Annotated in this window: 17 protein-coding genes; 3 read left to right on the forward strand and 14 right to left on the reverse strand. The window is 39.4% G+C overall.

Annotated elements, in window-relative coordinates:
- Positions 1 to 6 precede the first annotated feature (6 nt).
- From ACEYX7_RS04745 to ppc, 3 genes are all read right to left on the reverse strand, one after another.
- Positions 7 to 381, reverse strand: coding sequence for an FKBP-type peptidyl-prolyl cis-trans isomerase (locus ACEYX7_RS04745; protein WP_374804979.1), 375 nt, complete (start codon positions 379 to 381; stop codon positions 7 to 9).
- Positions 382 to 469: 88 nt separating this feature from the next.
- Positions 470 to 1765, reverse strand: coding sequence for a solute carrier family 23 protein (locus ACEYX7_RS04750; protein ID WP_374804980.1), 1296 nt, complete (start codon positions 1763 to 1765; stop codon positions 470 to 472).
- Between the two features lie 211 nt (positions 1766 to 1976).
- On the reverse strand, positions 1977 to 4661 hold the full coding sequence (gene ppc / locus ACEYX7_RS04755; protein ID WP_374900257.1) for a phosphoenolpyruvate carboxylase: 2685 nt from the start codon (positions 4659 to 4661) through the stop codon (positions 1977 to 1979).
- Between the two features lie 300 nt (positions 4662 to 4961).
- Here ppc and ACEYX7_RS04760 point away from each other — a divergent pair, with 300 nt between their 5' ends.
- Positions 4962 to 5420, forward strand: a complete 459-nt coding sequence (locus tag ACEYX7_RS04760; protein WP_374804982.1) for a hypothetical protein — start codon at positions 4962 to 4964, stop codon at positions 5418 to 5420.
- A 90-nt stretch (positions 5421 to 5510) separates the two neighbouring features.
- On the opposite strand, the gene ACEYX7_RS04765 is transcribed toward ACEYX7_RS04760, so the two are convergent.
- The gene (locus tag ACEYX7_RS04765) at positions 5511 to 5669 is read right to left on the reverse strand and encodes a DUF1328 domain-containing protein (protein WP_374804983.1); all 159 of its coding nucleotides are present in this window, start codon (positions 5667 to 5669) and stop codon (positions 5511 to 5513) included.
- Between the two features lie 304 nt (positions 5670 to 5973).
- On the reverse strand, positions 5974 to 6756 hold the full coding sequence (locus tag ACEYX7_RS04770; protein ID WP_374804984.1) for a YciK family oxidoreductase: 783 nt from the start codon (positions 6754 to 6756) through the stop codon (positions 5974 to 5976).
- 187 nt (positions 6757 to 6943) lie between these two features.
- Between ACEYX7_RS04770 and ACEYX7_RS04775 the strand changes: the two genes are divergently transcribed.
- Positions 6944 to 7792: a hypothetical protein gene (locus ACEYX7_RS04775; protein ID WP_374804985.1), complete on the forward strand. Its 849-nt coding sequence runs from the start codon at positions 6944 to 6946 to the stop codon at positions 7790 to 7792.
- A gap of 10 nt (positions 7793 to 7802) precedes the next feature.
- Here ACEYX7_RS04775 and ACEYX7_RS04780 read toward each other — a convergent pair whose 3' ends face one another.
- Genes ACEYX7_RS04780 through ubiG form a run of 3 tightly spaced genes read right to left on the reverse strand, consistent with a single transcriptional unit; the run spans position 7803 to position 9613 of the window.
- A complete protein-coding gene (locus ACEYX7_RS04780) occupies positions 7803 to 8153 on the reverse strand; it encodes a RidA family protein (RefSeq protein ID WP_374804986.1) in 351 nt (116 codons plus the stop codon).
- A 14-nt stretch (positions 8154 to 8167) separates the two neighbouring features.
- Positions 8168 to 8851 carry an HAD family hydrolase gene (locus ACEYX7_RS04785; RefSeq protein ID WP_374804987.1) on the reverse strand — a complete coding sequence of 228 codons (684 nt, stop codon included), beginning with the start codon at positions 8849 to 8851 and terminating at the stop codon, positions 8168 to 8170.
- A 39-nt stretch (positions 8852 to 8890) separates the two neighbouring features.
- Positions 8891 to 9613: a bifunctional 2-polyprenyl-6-hydroxyphenol methylase/3-demethylubiquinol 3-O-methyltransferase UbiG gene (ubiG, locus tag ACEYX7_RS04790; RefSeq protein ID WP_374804988.1), complete on the reverse strand. Its 723-nt coding sequence runs from the start codon at positions 9611 to 9613 to the stop codon at positions 8891 to 8893.
- Positions 9614 to 9828: 215 nt separating this feature from the next.
- Between ubiG and ACEYX7_RS04795 the strand changes: the two genes are divergently transcribed.
- On the forward strand, positions 9829 to 10458 hold the full coding sequence (locus ACEYX7_RS04795; protein ID WP_374806605.1) for a thiol:disulfide interchange protein DsbA/DsbL: 630 nt from the start codon (positions 9829 to 9831) through the stop codon (positions 10456 to 10458).
- 412 nt (positions 10459 to 10870) lie between these two features.
- Here ACEYX7_RS04795 and ACEYX7_RS04800 read toward each other — a convergent pair whose 3' ends face one another.
- From ACEYX7_RS04800 to ACEYX7_RS04825, 6 genes are all read right to left on the reverse strand, one after another.
- Entirely contained in the window at positions 10871 to 11716 is an 846-nt protein-coding gene (locus tag ACEYX7_RS04800; protein ID WP_374804990.1) for a substrate-binding periplasmic protein, read from the reverse strand.
- 32 nt (positions 11717 to 11748) lie between these two features.
- Complete coding sequence (locus tag ACEYX7_RS04805) at positions 11749 to 12399, reverse strand: YceI family protein (RefSeq protein ID WP_374900258.1); 651 nt, start codon at positions 12397 to 12399, stop codon at positions 11749 to 11751.
- A 342-nt stretch (positions 12400 to 12741) separates the two neighbouring features.
- Positions 12742 to 14301 carry a glutamine-hydrolyzing GMP synthase gene (gene guaA, locus ACEYX7_RS04810; protein ID WP_374805022.1) on the reverse strand — a complete coding sequence of 520 codons (1560 nt, stop codon included), beginning with the start codon at positions 14299 to 14301 and terminating at the stop codon, positions 12742 to 12744.
- A 173-nt stretch (positions 14302 to 14474) separates the two neighbouring features.
- The gene (locus tag ACEYX7_RS04815; RefSeq protein ID WP_374806607.1) at positions 14475 to 15575 is read right to left on the reverse strand and encodes a hypothetical protein; all 1101 of its coding nucleotides are present in this window, start codon (positions 15573 to 15575) and stop codon (positions 14475 to 14477) included.
- A gap of 154 nt (positions 15576 to 15729) precedes the next feature.
- Entirely contained in the window at positions 15730 to 15855 is a 126-nt protein-coding gene (locus tag ACEYX7_RS04820; protein WP_374805024.1) for a hypothetical protein, read from the reverse strand.
- Complete coding sequence (locus ACEYX7_RS04825; RefSeq protein ID WP_374900260.1) at positions 15812 to 16012, reverse strand: DoxX family membrane protein; 201 nt, start codon at positions 16010 to 16012, stop codon at positions 15812 to 15814. Before ACEYX7_RS04825 ends, ACEYX7_RS04820 begins: the two co-directional genes overlap by 44 nt.
- Between the last annotated feature and the right edge of the window lie 243 nt (positions 16013 to 16255).

Raw genomic sequence — 16255 nt, forward strand, 5'->3', positions numbered from 1 at the left:
CCTAGATTATTCATCACGCGTTTTAACATCAAACAATTCGATTTCAAAAGTTAAATCAGAATGCGGTGTGATTTTGCCCATACTGCGTTCCCCATAGGCGAGATGCGATGGCACTTTGAGCTGACGTTTACCGCCGACTTGCATGGCAGCGACTTTGCCCATGTCATTGTCAAAACCCAACACACCTAAGTCCCAACCTTTAATCACACGCCCTGTGCCAATCACACATTCAAATGGACGACCACGCTGCACCGAACTATCGAAAATACTGCCATCATCAAGATAACCTGTATAATGTGCAGTGATTAAAGCCCCTTTGACCGCTGTTTTGCCTGTACCTTGTAGCAAATCGGTCACTTGTAATTGCTTTTGTTCAGTCATCAAAATTACCCCATAAAATCAAGTCAAAATAAAACAGCTAGACCATTATAGCCTAGCTGTTATGTATCGCAGAATAAATTTTAAAAAATTAACTCGGGTCTTTTAAACTAAATAACCAGTTTAAGAAAATCGCGGCAAAAGTCGCTGTACCGATACCGCCCAAATTAAAATCACCAAAGGTCAATTCAAAATTGCCTGCACCCAAAATAATGGTTACTGCTGCCACGATCAGGTTTTTGTTTTTACCAAAATCGACTTGGTTTTCAATCCAAATTTTCGCACCAGCAATGGTAATTAAACCAAACACCACAATCGATGCACCAGTCAAAATCGCATCTGGAATAGTCGCAATCAATGCACCAAATTTTGGCGATAAACCTAAAAATACTGCAAACACACCTGCCAATACAAACACGATGGTTGAATAGACACGGGTAATCGCCATGACACCGATATTCTCACCATAAGTGGTCATACCTGGAGCACCCACACCGCCTGACAATGATGTCGCCACACCGTCTGCAAAGAATGCTTTACCTAGTTGCGGCGTTAAGTTTTCACCTGTCATCGCACCTACGGCTTTAATGTGACCTAAGTTTTCTGCCACCAAAATCAATGCCACTGGCGCAATAATCAATATCGCTTTACTGTCAAAAGTTGGGCTATGGAAAGTCGGTAAACCAAACCACGCCGCATTACCAATCGCTGAAAAATCAATGGCTTTGCCCAATCCCATACCATTTGTGACGATGGCATAAATCACATAAGACAACACCAAACCGACCAATAACAACAGACGTTGCAACAAACCTTTGGTAAATACTGCAATGCTACCCATACACAATACCGTTACTAACGCCATCCACATATCGAATGGATGACCTGCAACGGATTTTACCGTGATTGGAGCAAGATTAAGACCGATAATCATCACTACAGCACCCGTAACCACAGGAGGCATGAGTTTTTCAATCCAGCGAGTACCTGTAGCCATCACGCTCAAACCAATCAACGCATAGACGATACCACACGCCACGATACCACCGAGTGCTACGCCAAGATTAGGATTAGCACCCGAACCAGTCGCATGCCCAGTCGCTGCGGCAACTACACCGATAAAGGCAAAACTTGAACCGAGATAACTTGGCACACGTCCGCCAGTCATCAAGAAGAAGAGGATAGTACAGATACCTGACAATAGAATCGCCAAATTTGGGTCAAAACCCATTAATAAGGGTGCGAGTACAGTTGCACCAAACATTGCAAAAGCATGTTGTATGCCTAGGATTAGGCTTTGTGAGAAGGGTAAATATTCATTGGTGGCAACAGGGCGAACGTTAATATCGCCTTGATATTTTTGCCATTGTGGAAACCAAGCAGCCATAACCGATGTTATCCTTAAAATAAAACTGCTCGCTATGATACGCAATTTCAACAAAAATGATATAAAAAACGCTACTTTTTTAAAAAAATATGCTTATTTGACAAAGATTTTTACGATAAAAATAATTATTTTGTTAAAAAATTGAATGAATAAAAATAAAAAACCAAGCCTATCTATCTGACAAACTTGGTTTTGTGAATTGAATTAAAAATTAACCTGTATTACGCAACCCTGCTGCAATCCCTGCAATCGTCACCATCAAGGCATGATCGACAGGGGTTTGGCTTTGCCCTTGATTCATATAATCACGACGACGACGCATCAATTCTGCTTGTAACAAATGCAAAGGCAATAAATAAGTCTTGCGTACACGCATCGATTGGTCGAGCACTTCATTTTCAGTCAGCAATTCAGACTGTGTTTTGAGTTGCAAGAGTGTTTCGATCGCATTACCGAGCAATGCACGCAAATGCTGACCGAGTTCAACCAAGGCAGGATCATCGGTAAGATGGTTTTCATAATACTGCGTAATACCTACATCGGCTTTGGACAAGACCATTTCTAGCATATCAATCAGAGTTTGGAAATATGGCCATTCTGCAAGCATCTCTTCCAAGGTGGCTTTTTGTTGGTTCTGTAAAGCTTGTTTTAAGGCTGCACCTGTACCCAACCATGCTGGCAACATCAAACGAATTTGTGTCCACGCAAATACCCAAGGAATGGCACGCAAAGACTCCACACCGCCACTGACTTTACGTTTTGCAGGACGAGAGCCGAGCGGCAACATTTGCAATTCCAATTCAGGCGTAACCGTCCGCAAATACCGCACAAAATCAGGATGTTCACGCACAGTTTGACGATAGACTTGTACCGATTCACTGGTCATGCTGTCCATCAAAGTACGCCATTCGGCTTTTGGTTTTGGTGGTGGCAATAAAGTGGCTTTCAGCGTTGCTGCACAATAAATTTCTAAATGCTGAATGGCAATCGCTTCCAAGCCAAATTTAAAACGAATCATCTCACCTTGTTCAGTAACACGAATCGCCCCTTGAATCGAACCAGGTGGCTGTGCGTATAAGGCTTGATGGGTTGGTGCACCGCCACGGCTAATCGAACCGCCACGACCGTGGAATAGTGTCAATTGCACGCTATGTTTTTGCGATACGTCGGTAAGCTGTTCTTGGGCACGATATTGAGCCCAGTTGGCAGACATAAAACCCGCATCTTTTGCAGAGTCGGAATAGCCAATCATCACTTCTTGTTTGCCTTGGATGGCTTGTTTATACCACGGCATACTGAGCAATTGGTTGATGGTATCAGCTGCACCGTCCAAGTCATCCAAGGTTTCAAATAACGGCACTACACGTAAAGGCTTGGCAATGCCTGCTTCTTTTTGCAATAGCATCACCGCTAACACATCGCTTGGATATTGTGCCATCGAAATAATATATGCCCCCAAGCTTTCGCTCGGTTGTTGTGCCAAAACTTTGAACGTATTGAGTACTTCTTGTACATCAGCATCGTTTAAAGCATCATTATTTTTTAAATCAATATTTTGTGGTAATAATGGGCGTTTATTGACCAACTCTTGCATTAACCACGTTTGTTTAGATTGTTCTGACCAAGTGCCAAATTCACCCAAACCTAGATAAGCAGTAATCGCACTCAATGCCTGACGGTGACGGTTAGATTCTTGGCGAATATCCAATTTTAATAATTGAATACCAAAACAGCTGGCTTGACGAATAAAATCCAATAACTGCCCATCGGCAATATCTTGCATTTTTGATGCGACCAAAGAATGATAACAATCTTTTAATGGCGTGAGTAATTCATCGGTAGATTGTAGTAACATCGGGCTATCGACTACATTTTGCCCTGCCAATTTGGCATCCAACCAAGATAAAGTAAATTGCAAACGGTCACGCAATTCACGCAAACGCTCACGATATGGCTCGACATGGTTGTTTACTTGAGCAGCCAGTTCTGGACTACATTGTTGCATGGACAATTCCCAACGCAGACGGCTCAAATTATCCAATAACAAACTTGCCGCTTTGCGACGAGACAGCAATAACACTTGTTCAGTAATACCGTGAGTCACATTTGGGTTGCCATCACGGTCACCGCCCATCCACGATGCAAAACGTACAGGCACAAGGTCAATCGGCAAACGTTTTTGGCAATGTTGTAAGGTCAATTTATCCAAAGCACGCATAAACTTTGGAATGGCATGCCACAAAGTCTGCTCAATGGTGGTAAAGCCCGATTTGGCTTCATCAACTGGCGTTGGACGTTTTTGACGAATTTCATCAGTTTGCCATACAGCGGTAATTTCTTGGCGTAAATGTGCCAAGAGTTCATCGTGTTCGATTGGCGTTAATTTATGTTGATCTAATTTTGCCAAACATGTGCTGATGTCGTCATATTTCTCGATAAGCGTGCGACGGCTGACTTCGGTCGGGTGGGCAGTCAATACCAGCTCAATGTGTAAGTCACAGATTTGCTGATAAAGCTGTTCGCCTGTAATGTTATTTTGTGCAAACAACTGGAATAAATGCGGCAAATCATTGCTATCGCTCAATGCAGGATTGCATTGCTGTTCACGACGCATACGCTCGACATGATACTGCTCAGCAATATTAGCAAAGTTTAAAAATTGACTAAAAGCACGGCTCAATGGCAAGGCATCTTCATCTGTTAATTGTTGTAAAATTTGTGCCAATTGTTGTTCGGCGTTATGATCGCCATCTCTCGCACCTTTGGCATATTTACGAATATCTTCCACTTGATCGAACAATTGTTGTCCAACTTGTTGTTTTAACGTGTCTCCTAAAAAATTACCCAGTAGACGAACGTCTTCACGTAATTCTGCATCAATATCAAGGCGTGCCATATTTATCTCCAAAATATTATCCATTCCGATAAAAGATGTCCTTAGTGTAGCCAGTGATGATATAAAAACAACAGTTATTTTTATATTTTCATCATACATTCATAACAAAATATGTCGATTGTACAAGCTTAGAGTAATGATACGCTGAATACATCACCAAAAATCATCATAAAGATTTTGCAAACAGAAAAAAATATTGTAAAAAACCAGCAAAAGCATAAAATTAATGAAAAATATTTAATTTTTTGTATATCTTATCGGCAAATTTTGTATAATTCACGCTGAAATGGCTAAGTCCTGATGACTAAGCAAAACATGCGTTTTATGGTGCTGATTTTTAGCAAAAAATATAAAACGTCACCACCACATTTACAAGAGGTATCCATGGCATCGCATTATAAAAAACAACAACGCATGATTTTGATTGCGTATATCATGATGCTATTGACCGCCTTGATCATCGTACCGAGTATTGTGGCTTATGTGCTTGCCAATAATGTGCTAAAACAACAGGGATTAGAAACTTGGCTCAATGCACATGCCTTGTGGATCAAACGTAATATTATGATTTTTGTGGTGATGGCGGTTTTTGCAGGCTTGTGGTTTATTCCATTATTTTTTGTGGTATGGAATGCCAATTTAGTGGTTACAGCGACGACCATCATCGGTGGCGTATTTGTAGCGATTGCGTGGTTATTTTTACTCAATTCTTTCTTAAAAGGCATCGGAGCATATTTCCGACGCAAAGCGGTGTATTAAGCCTGAAGTGAGAAATATCCTTTTAAATATTAGACAAATAAAAACCACCGCTAATCATTAGCGGTGGTTGATGAGCCGGCTTGTGGGGTATTATTTGTTACGACCAAATATCGCACCAACAACGAACAATATCACCGCAACAATCAAGAATATATAAGCAAATTCTTTTGTTAAACCAGCGATATTACCAAAACCAAGCATACTTGCGATTAATGCAATGACTGCGAATATGACTGCCCAACGAAACATGATACTCTCTCCAAAAAAACATAAAATATATTTTCTTAACTCTGGTCACTGATGTGCATAACACAACGGCAACAGCATAGTTAAGGTTTATTACTATAAGCACCTAATGTTGTGCCTTGAACATATGATATACAAATCAAAAAACAACCAGTACTTATATTATGTTATTTAGATATGTTGTTTGGGTTGGTTTATGTGTGTGTTTGTACAAAATCCAATTTTTTGTATCATTTACATAAGCTGATTATGGCTTATATAAATCTTTGATTTAGAAATGATATGCACATCACATTTTATATTTTAGCTATCCTTGTGCATCAAAACTCTGTCCAGTAATCCCCAAACTGTCCTCACCCATCAAATATAAATAAGCAGGCATGATGCTGTCTGGTGTAGGTAAGGTCAAAGGATCTTCGTTTGGAAAGGCTTTAGCACGCATGGCTGTACGTGTACCACCTGGATTGATACAGTTAAAACGTATATTGTCATGCTCCGCAAACTCTTGAGCAAAAATCTTATTCATCGCTTCTACCCCAAACTTTGAAATAGAATATGCTCCCCACAATGCACGAGCTTCACGTCCTACGCCACTACTGGTAAAAACGACTGATGCGTTCTTTGATTGCAAAAGTAATGGCAATAAGGCTTGTGTAAGTACAAAAGGTGCTCTTAAATTGACTGCCATCACATGATCCCATGTTTCTACATCATATTCAGCCAAAGCAACCCGTTCACCCAAAACGCCCGCATTATGCAAGATACCATCTAAGCGACCAAATTGTCGTGCTAGCGTATCTTGTAATTCTTCATAATCATTTTCGGAGGCAGTGGAAAGTTGTAGTGGTAGAATGGCAGGTTGCGGTGCATTAAGGCTTTCGATTTCATCGTAAATCAATTCTAATTTTTTTAAATTACGCCCATGCAAAACCACTGTTGCTCCATGTAAGGCAAAATGTATTGCTGCCGCACGTCCGATGCCATCACCACAGCCCGTGACCAAAATCACTTTATCTTTTAATAAGTTATGCTGAGGTTGGTAGTTCTTAAAGTCGATTTTCTCAAAAGATGATGCTTTAAGGTCGCTCATGTTGATTTTATCCTTTTACAATTTTACTGGCAAATTATATATTGCTTACAGACGATTTTAGACTAAGTGAAAATGACATAAAATACAAGCAAAATCCACCATATAAAATCATAGATTTTTGTTTACAGCGTCAAAGAATTGAATTAATTTAACTGGTTATTGAAATGAGTGTAAAAGAGTGATGAGTATGGCAGATTATTTACAGGTGCATGGCGATCATTGGTCAAGTATTTATCGGGATCAAAAGGTGTTATTTGAGTTTTTACCGCATGCCATCACACAAGCAGATGTATTTGCCAGAGGTCAGGCGATATATTGTGATAATACGGCAGAAAGTGCCGAGGAGAAACTATCACCTATCACTGCTTTAAGCTATGCGTTCACTGAAAACACCCAATACTTATTTCTGATGGCACACGATGCCGAAAAACAGAATCACCAGTTAGTTAGTTTTTATCCACATTTACATAATGGTTTACCGATAGAAGTTACGCTACTCGAAATTCATGAATGGGATAATCTGCTCGAGGCAACATTGTTGGTCGAAGATGAATATCAACGTCAATACTGTTTCTTTGATACGCTCTATTTTATGCACAAAACACGCTACAAGATTGGACAGCGTCATGCCTTTTCTCTATCAGCCATGGCATTACACGCCCAAATTGTTGAAGAAACACAATTGAAATTAGAAGGTAAACAAGCCGAAGACTTTAGACGTCAATATGGTGATCAAGATTCGAGCAACGAGCCGTTGTATATCAATACCGCAAATCTGGTTGAATTTGTAGCAAATCATCCACGATTACCCCAACTGGCAAGCTTCCAATCCCCGATTACGTATGTGGCTGAAAGTGAATTTCACAATATTGGTTTTTATCAGTGTGATATTTTTATTAGCGAAGAGTCACGTCAGCAAGGCTTAACCCTGCCTTTGTACGTGCGTCAAGATATGCTCGCACAGCGTAAACCCAACATAGATCAAGCGATCAGGGGTACGCTGTGGCTACAAGGTCATTGCGTGGAAGAAATTTAAAAAAAGATCTTTAGATTGCAGCAGTGACCACGATTTCAATCAGCCAGTTTGGATTGACCAAATCGGCTTTGATGGTGGCACGAGTAGGGGCTTTTACGTCTTTGAGCCAATCGATCCACGCTTCATTAAACGCAGTAAAATCCCCCAAGTCTTTAATATAGACTTGTGCAGTCAGCAATTTAGATTTGTCTGTGCCTGCCTTGGTAAGTGCCTTATCGATATTGTCAAATACTTGCTGTGACTGCCCAACAATATCTAGGTGATCATCGTCAGGCACTTGCCCTGCCAAATACACAACACCGTTATAAATTGCGATTTCGGTAATGGCATCGCTGACGTCGATTTTTTTAATATTGGTCATGATTTATCCTAATTTTAGTAAAAAGTTTTGATATGTTGATGTAATTCAGTCACATCATGCACAATTTTATCCGCTTGCCACGCATCCAAATCATCACGAGATTCGATTGGTAAAAAACCATATGCTGCCAAAATGGTCGGCATTTTTGCTGCACGACCTGCATCAATATCACGCGGATGATCGCCAACATAAATACACTGTGTGCTATCCAAGCCAAGCTGTTTGGCTGCCAAATACATCGGCTCTGGGTCGGGTTTAGTATTTTTTACATCATCGGGACAGACTAGCACTGCACAGCGTTTATCTAAGTCTAAAGCTTTTAATAATGCTTCACTCAAATAACGTGGCTTATTGGTGACGATACCCCATGCAATGCCACGTTGCTCTAGGTCTTGGAGTAATTCATCCATACCCGCAAAAAGCGTCGTATCTACACAAATATTTGCTGAGTAAATATCCAAAAAGGATTGACGATATTTTTGCAGCTCAGCACTGTCTTTGGTAAGTTCAGGTAATACCAAACGCACCATTGCAGTTGCCCCTTCGGACACTTGACTGCGAATCGCATCAGCATCAATCACCGCCACGCCTTGCTCACGGCACATCTGCTGAATAATACGAATAAAATCCGCCGCAGTATCGATGAGTGTACCATCTAGATCGAATAGCACTGCTTTTAAATCAAAATTTTTTGTCATGTGTTTCTCAAAAATCTTTATTCAATGAAAAAGGCGTTGTTAGTTTTGATTTTGTGCAGGTTTTACGCAATGCACCATATAATTGACATCAACATTTGGGGCAAGCCAATAATGCTTGGTCAAAGGATTGTAATGCAAACCAATCATGCTTTTTAGCTCCAAACCCGCATCACGAATCGCTGTAGCAAGCTCAGATGGACGGATAAATTTATGATAATCATGCGTACCTTTTGGCAACATTCTCAACAAATATTCTGCCCCGATAATCGCAAAGACATAGGCTTTTGGATTGCGATTGATGGTAGAGAAAAACACATGTCCATTGGGTTTCGCCAAATCAAAACAGGCTTTGACCACCGATGCAGGATCTGGCACGTGTTCTAACATTTCCATGCAAGTCACGACATCATATTGCCCTGCTTGTTCTTTTGCCAAGTCTTCAATGGCGATTTTACGGTATTCAATATTTTTTACGCCTTGTTGTTCAGCATGAATACGCCCCACGGCGAGCGGTGCTTCGCCCAAATCTACCCCGAGTACACTATCAGCACGATATGCCATACTTTCAGTCAAAATGCCCCCACCACATCCAACGTCTAGGACTTTTTTATTGCTTAATCCATTAGATTTTTCATCGATCCAATTAAGTCGTAACGGATTGATTTGGTGCAACGGACGAAATTCTGATTCTGTATCCCACCATTTTTCGGCGAGTGCTTCAAACTTAGCAATTTCTTGGCGATCAACGTTGACGTTATTCATACTTATCTCTACTTTAATTAAAAAAAGCAATCTGGACCATTCGCAGTTTATCTTACTACATTTGGAGGCGATGCATAAGATAAAATAAAAAATAGTGCAAAATTGGCATTTTTTTCACAGAACACTACACATCTTTGCATTTATGCTATATTTTTTTTGATGCTTTTGTTTTATATTTGCGTCATTCTTTTATAGCAAACTTGTATAGGTGCAAAATGAAAACATTACGCCTTTCTCTCTTCGCTGCATCGGTGCTGTTGGCATCAGGTGTGACTTTTGCTAACACTTTTGTGGAAGGTAAAGATTATAAACTTGCACCACAAGTTGGTAAGGTTGACGTACCAGGCAAAATCGAAGTGCGTGAATTCTTTTGGTATGGTTGCCCACACTGTCATACTCTAGAACCGTATATGCAAAAATGGCTGACTACTTTGCCAAATGATGTAAACTTCTTGCGTACACCAGCAGCAATGAACCCTGTATGGGAATTGCACGCGCGTGCATATTACACTTCAGAAGCGTTAGGTATGCGTCGTAAAGTACATTTGCCAATGTTCTGGGTAATGCACGAAGGTCGTCAGCGTATGGGCTCTCAGCAAGAAATTGCTCAATTCTATACACGCTATGGTGCAGACATCAATAAGTTCAATAGCTTATTCAATTCATTCAGCATTACTGGCAAAATTAACCAATCTAAACAGCTCGCTGCACATTATCAATTGTCAGGCGTGCCTGCGATTGTGGTCAATGGTAAATATATCGTACAAGGTGAAAACCAACGTACTGTAGATATCGTACAATTCTTGGTTGATAAAGAACGTAATGCGATGAAAAAAGCGTCTTAATTTTGACGTAAAATTTCAAAAAAAAGCTCAACTCCAGTTGGGCTTTTTTTTGTAGCTTAAAGCTTACACAATATGACGAAAAATACGACTATTTTGTAGATTTAAATCTTCTTATACTGCTTTCATCAGCTACAGGATCGTAACTGATACCGACAACTGTTGCAATGGACGTAAATCAAGTCATGACTTATGTGATGATTTGATCTGTAAATGGAAAGTACACAGCTGTCACAGAGACAATGGATTTGCTCTCTTTTTGCAGGATGCACTGGTTGATGGAATAGCAACTCACACAACCTCCTCAACTTCCGACCTAGCCACCCTGCTAGGTCTTTTTTTTAAATATTTAAAAGCCTATACAACATAAAGACGTATAGGCTTTTTGTGGTCTATCAAATATAGTGAAATGAATTTAGAACCATTTTTTGTATAAAGTTTGGTAAGTACCGTCAGCTTTCATTTCTGCGAGATATTTATTCACATTTTCTAGCAGTTTTTTATCATCTTTATTGATAATAAAACCATAGTGTTCTTGCGGATAATCATAATCAATAGAGAAATAAAGTGGCACTTCTTTACTATTTGAGTTGGTGTAATAATAAGGAATAACTGTAGAATTACTGATTGCTACAGTTGCTTTATTGGCAAGCATAGATTGTACAGATAGCCAATCACTTTTGGTTAGCTCAAGACTGATTTTGTCTTCTGCACCTTTAAAGTCATTGAGAATCTGATAATTTGTATCCATAGGGCTGTCTTTGAGTGCCACGATAGATTTGGCTTTGATGTCTGTCAATTTCTTGATAGATGCATCTTTACTCAATAATGTCACAGGATAAGCATCCAAATAAGGGTTGCTCATCACAAATGTATTTTTGCGTTCATCAGTGAGACTGATACTGCCAGCCAATAGCTTAAATTTGTCTTCTTTAAATTGATCAAAAAGTTGTTCTCTTGCTTGATATTCGTATTCAAATGAATAGCCTGCACGTTTGGCAATCTCTTGTAATACGTCATATTCAAAGCCCTGCATTTGTCCTTTTTCATCAACAAAATTGAGCGGTGCATTGCCTGTCGGGGAGGCGATTAATCCGATTTTGACTTTTTCAAGCTGTGCTTGTTGAGTTGCGGTTTCAGATGCGGCACTGCTACTTGCCGCACTTTCAGCGACGCTTGCTGCGGTATCTGGTGTAGCTGTTTGTTGTTCGCTACACGCAGCGAGTAATAAAGTGGCTAAGATACTATAAATAACTTTCATTATGTTTCTCCAAAATATAAACAGTCAATGGCTTAAGGGCGTTTGAAATCGCCTTGGAAATTTACAGGAACAATGTAGCTAATGTCGCTTAAGCCCATTACTTCTTTCAAACGTACCAAGCCATCTGACATGCCAAATTTGGTAATATCTAACTCAACAGGTTTTGTTGTCACCACAGAAATAGTATGTGTACTTGTACGTGTGACATCTAAGGTTGAATTTAATTTCACCTGTTTACCACGGATATTTAAGCTTAGTGGTTGTTCTAAAGTGATTTTTTGATTGATGTCTAATTTATTGATGACTTCAGGGTCTAATGTTGCTTGGATACGTGCTTGAGCAAATTTATCGGTCTCAAATAACCATTCTTTAATACGCTGATCTCGAATGGCAATATCAGTGTCTGCACTTGATAAATCAATTTGCATATTGAAATTACCTTGTTTATCCAAATGTCCAGAATACGCGGTAAATAACCCATCTTCTTTGATTTGGTTAGATTGCGTGTCTGCCTTGGTACTGGTAAAAGTGATATTGGCTTTTTCTAAAACCCAGTCAGCAGCGTCTGTTGGTGTGACCTGAGATGACGCAGCAGTTTCTACACTGCTTGCAGTTTCTGTGTTATGCTGAGGTGTGCAAGCAACTAAGCCTAAAATAAAGAGAGAGAGTATAGTTTGTTTCATGTGTTGTCCTCTGAATGACAAATTAGATTAATAAAAAAGAAAAATAAATTCTGTGACCGATTAGACACATCATAAGGAAATTGGCTAAGTATATATTTTATCAGGAAAAATGGAACGACCTGACCTAGCCATAAAATGCCCGCGATTCTATATCATCAGCAGTGTTTAATCAAATTTATTTTGCATAAGTTGTAGAAATTATTTTTATGCTTTTACACAACGCTTTTAAAATCATTACTTTAATTATATTGAGCTATCATTTACATTTTAAAAGCGTAAAAAAGCAACACCGATTTTACCGATATTGCTTTTTTAAAATTATTCTAGCGAAATAAAAATCGCTTATTCCCACTCAATCGTTGCAGGTGGTTTGCTTGATACATCATAGACTACACGCGATACATCTTTGATTTCATTCATGATGCGAGTAGAAATTTTATCGACCAAATCATACGGCAAATGAGCAAAACGAGCAGTCATAAAGTCCACTGTTTCTACCGCACGCAAGGCAATTACCCACGCATAACGACGACCATCACCGACCACACCAACTGATTTTACTGGTTGGAACACGGCAAAAGCTTGAGCGGTCTTGTCATACCAACCGCTAGCACGCAATTCTTGCATAAAGATGTCATCCGCAAGACGCAAAATATCGGCATATTCTTTTTTCACTTCACCAAGGATACGCACGCCCAAACCCGGCCCTGGGAATGGATGGCGATAAATCATGTGGTGCGGAATGCCCAAAGTTGTACCCAATTTACGCACTTCATCTTTGAACAAATCACGTAATGGCTCAACCAAATCAAATTCTAAATCATCAGGTAAGCCACCCACATTATGATGCGATTTAATCACATGGGCTTTGCCTTGTTTGCTTGCCGCAGACTCAATCACATCAGGATAGATTGTGCCTTGTGCCAAGAATTTTACGCCGTCCAATTTACGGGCTTCTTCTGAGAACACTTCGATAAATTCACGACCGATGATTTTACGTTTTGCTTCAGGATCGCTTACGCCTGACAAAGCAGTTAAAAAACGATTTTCCGCATCGGCACGAATAACACGGATACCCATGTTTTCAGCGAACATTCGCATCACTTGATCGCCTTCATTGAGACGTAACAAGCCATTATCGACAAAGACACAAGTCAATTGGTCGCCAATCGCTTTATGTAGTAGTGCAGCCACCACCGAACTATCCACACCGCCCGATAAACCTAATAATACTTTTTCATTACCAATTTGTTTGCGTAATTGTTCGATACGCAATTCGATAATATTTTCTGCATTCCATAAATTTGCACAACCACAAATAATATGCACAAAGTTAGAAATCAGCTGTTCGCCTTTGGCAGTATGCGTTACTTCTGGGTGGAACTGTACGCCATAAAAATGACGGCTTTCATCACTGGCAGAAGCAAAAGGGCAACTTGGTGTGCTTGATGTCACACGGAAACCATCAGCTAAGCGCGCGACTTTATCACCATGGCTCATCCATACTTGAGATTGATTTTTGTCATCGCTAATATTGCTGAGTAAAGGATCTTGATGTAATACATCAATTTCGGCATAACCAAATTCATGCACAGTACCTGCTTCGACTTTCCCGCCCAATTGCTCTGACATGGTTTGGAAACCGTAGCAAATACCCAGTACTGGCACGCCCAAGTTAAAGACGATTTCAGGGGCACGCGGAGAATTCGCTTCATGTACGCTTTCAGGGCCACCAGACAAGATAATGCCTTTTGGATTGAATGCTTTGATGTCTTCTTCTGACATATCAAAAGCATACATTTCAGAATAAACGCCTGCTTCACGGACACGACGTGCGATCAATTGGCTATATTGTGAGCCAAAATCTAAAATCAAAATACGGTCTTGGGTAATATTGGTCATGTGCAATCTCAAAAATTTGCCATTTTAAAAATTGCGTTATTTTAGCATTTTTATCCAAAAAAATCTTTTTATTTTATGTGATGGAATTCAGTAAACGTGCATTGAAACATTGTATGACAATCATTCAATGCACGGCTATAATATTACACACTTCAAACGTCAAAATGAAAAAGTTATGGCTCAAGTGCAGTGACACAAAGCGGGGCATTGACACAATCATAATCATATTGACTGTCTTGTACATTCAATGCTTTTCTGAGCTGTTCTCGTGCAATATGCCAATCGATTTTTGGTGCACCATCATCATCCATCATATTGATTGGATAATTACTTTGGCGTTGGCGTAACGACATTTGAGTGAAATTTAACAAGGTTTTGGCATCTCGACCAAGTGCGTTATTTTGCTTGGCAAGTTGCTCAAAATGGGCTTTGAAGGATAAACCCTTACTATCCATATCATCGGGATCATTAAAAATTTCAGTAATATCATCATTATACCATTGGGTATTATCTGAACCGATAAAAATCGCTTCACGATAAGTGAGGTATAAATGTTTGGCATGATCAATCCAAATACTGTTTGGATATTTGGTGATATAATCTTGCCAAAATAAAGCACGCTGTATCAGCTCACCCAAAGAAGCTTTTAAACCTGCATCGCAATACAAGCCATCTTGATTGTCTTTGGCTAAGTGTTGGATAAAAATGGCTTGTTCTTTAGGTAAATATGGGCTAAATAATTGGCTAAATTTTTGATAATCATAATTAAAATCAAAATCGCCTTCGCATAGATTCAGCGTTTTTAATTTTTTGGCTTGAGCCAATCCAATTAAATAGCGAATGCGTGGTGATAATTTCTTAAGGTCGCTATTTTGCACAGCTTCATTATTATCCAATTGCATCATCACATCAGCAAAAATAGTTGCTTGCTCAACATTGTAAGTGCCATCTTTATCTAATTCTAGACCGATATTGAGAAATCTAAAATGATACATGTCATGATATTCATTCATCCATTGTCGAATTTGTACATTTTCAGCACTGGGTAAACACGTCTTTAATTGGCTATCGATATGCTGGATGTGTTCAAAAGTGCTACGCTGATTGATATTTTGCATCGCTTGGCTTAAGCCCCGACAAGTAGGACTTTGTGTGACTGTCTTATTTGCAATTTGTGGGTTAATTGCTGTTTGGGTTGCTATGGTGTTGGTAGATTGGCAAGCGGTGAGAGCGAATAACGTGCTTACTACTAGCGTTGATTTAAATAGATTCATGCGTTGTCCTTGATGTCAATAATTATGCTTAAAACTTCATCTGATTATAACTGATAATTTTTCGCAGGGTAAAAGATTTTAAAAATTAAAAAACCGTATCTGCCTAAACAGATACGGCTGATAAATTCAAGATAAACAATTGACGGGATACAGTTTATTTATTCTTTTCTAATAATGCATCAATACTCCACGCACCCGCACCCAACAACATTAATGCAAAATAACCACCGCCCAATTCAAGTGCAATCACCAAGGGTAGCATCGCTGCAGGAACACCCATTTTTTTCCATGTAGCCTGCCACACCAGCATAGCCAGCGATTTTTGCCCAGCCAGCCATGATAAAAATATACGTCAATAAAGCACGTGCGAACAACAACGTTGCATTATAAATTGCTGGTTGTGCAACCAAATCTCTTAGCATTAGGTTTGGATTCATTAAATTTGCCCTCTAAACATGTTGAAATTGAATAAAGCGATTATATTTTTATTTTTAATTGAGTAAATCGCATAAATATTACATTAGGGTTATTTTTTGTAACACTTTCTGATAAAAAAACACACATGCTTGCACATTAATCTTTTTTATTTATACAAGGTATTGAAATAGGGTGTGTTGACATACAAAGAAAATCAGTTATTCTGATTATATGAATAGACTAACACTTACTGATGCCCAATG

Origin of the sequence: Hubeiibacter jixunmingi, from assembly GCF_041928215.1 — a bacterium.
GTDB lineage: Bacteria > Pseudomonadota > Gammaproteobacteria > Pseudomonadales > Moraxellaceae > Acinetobacter.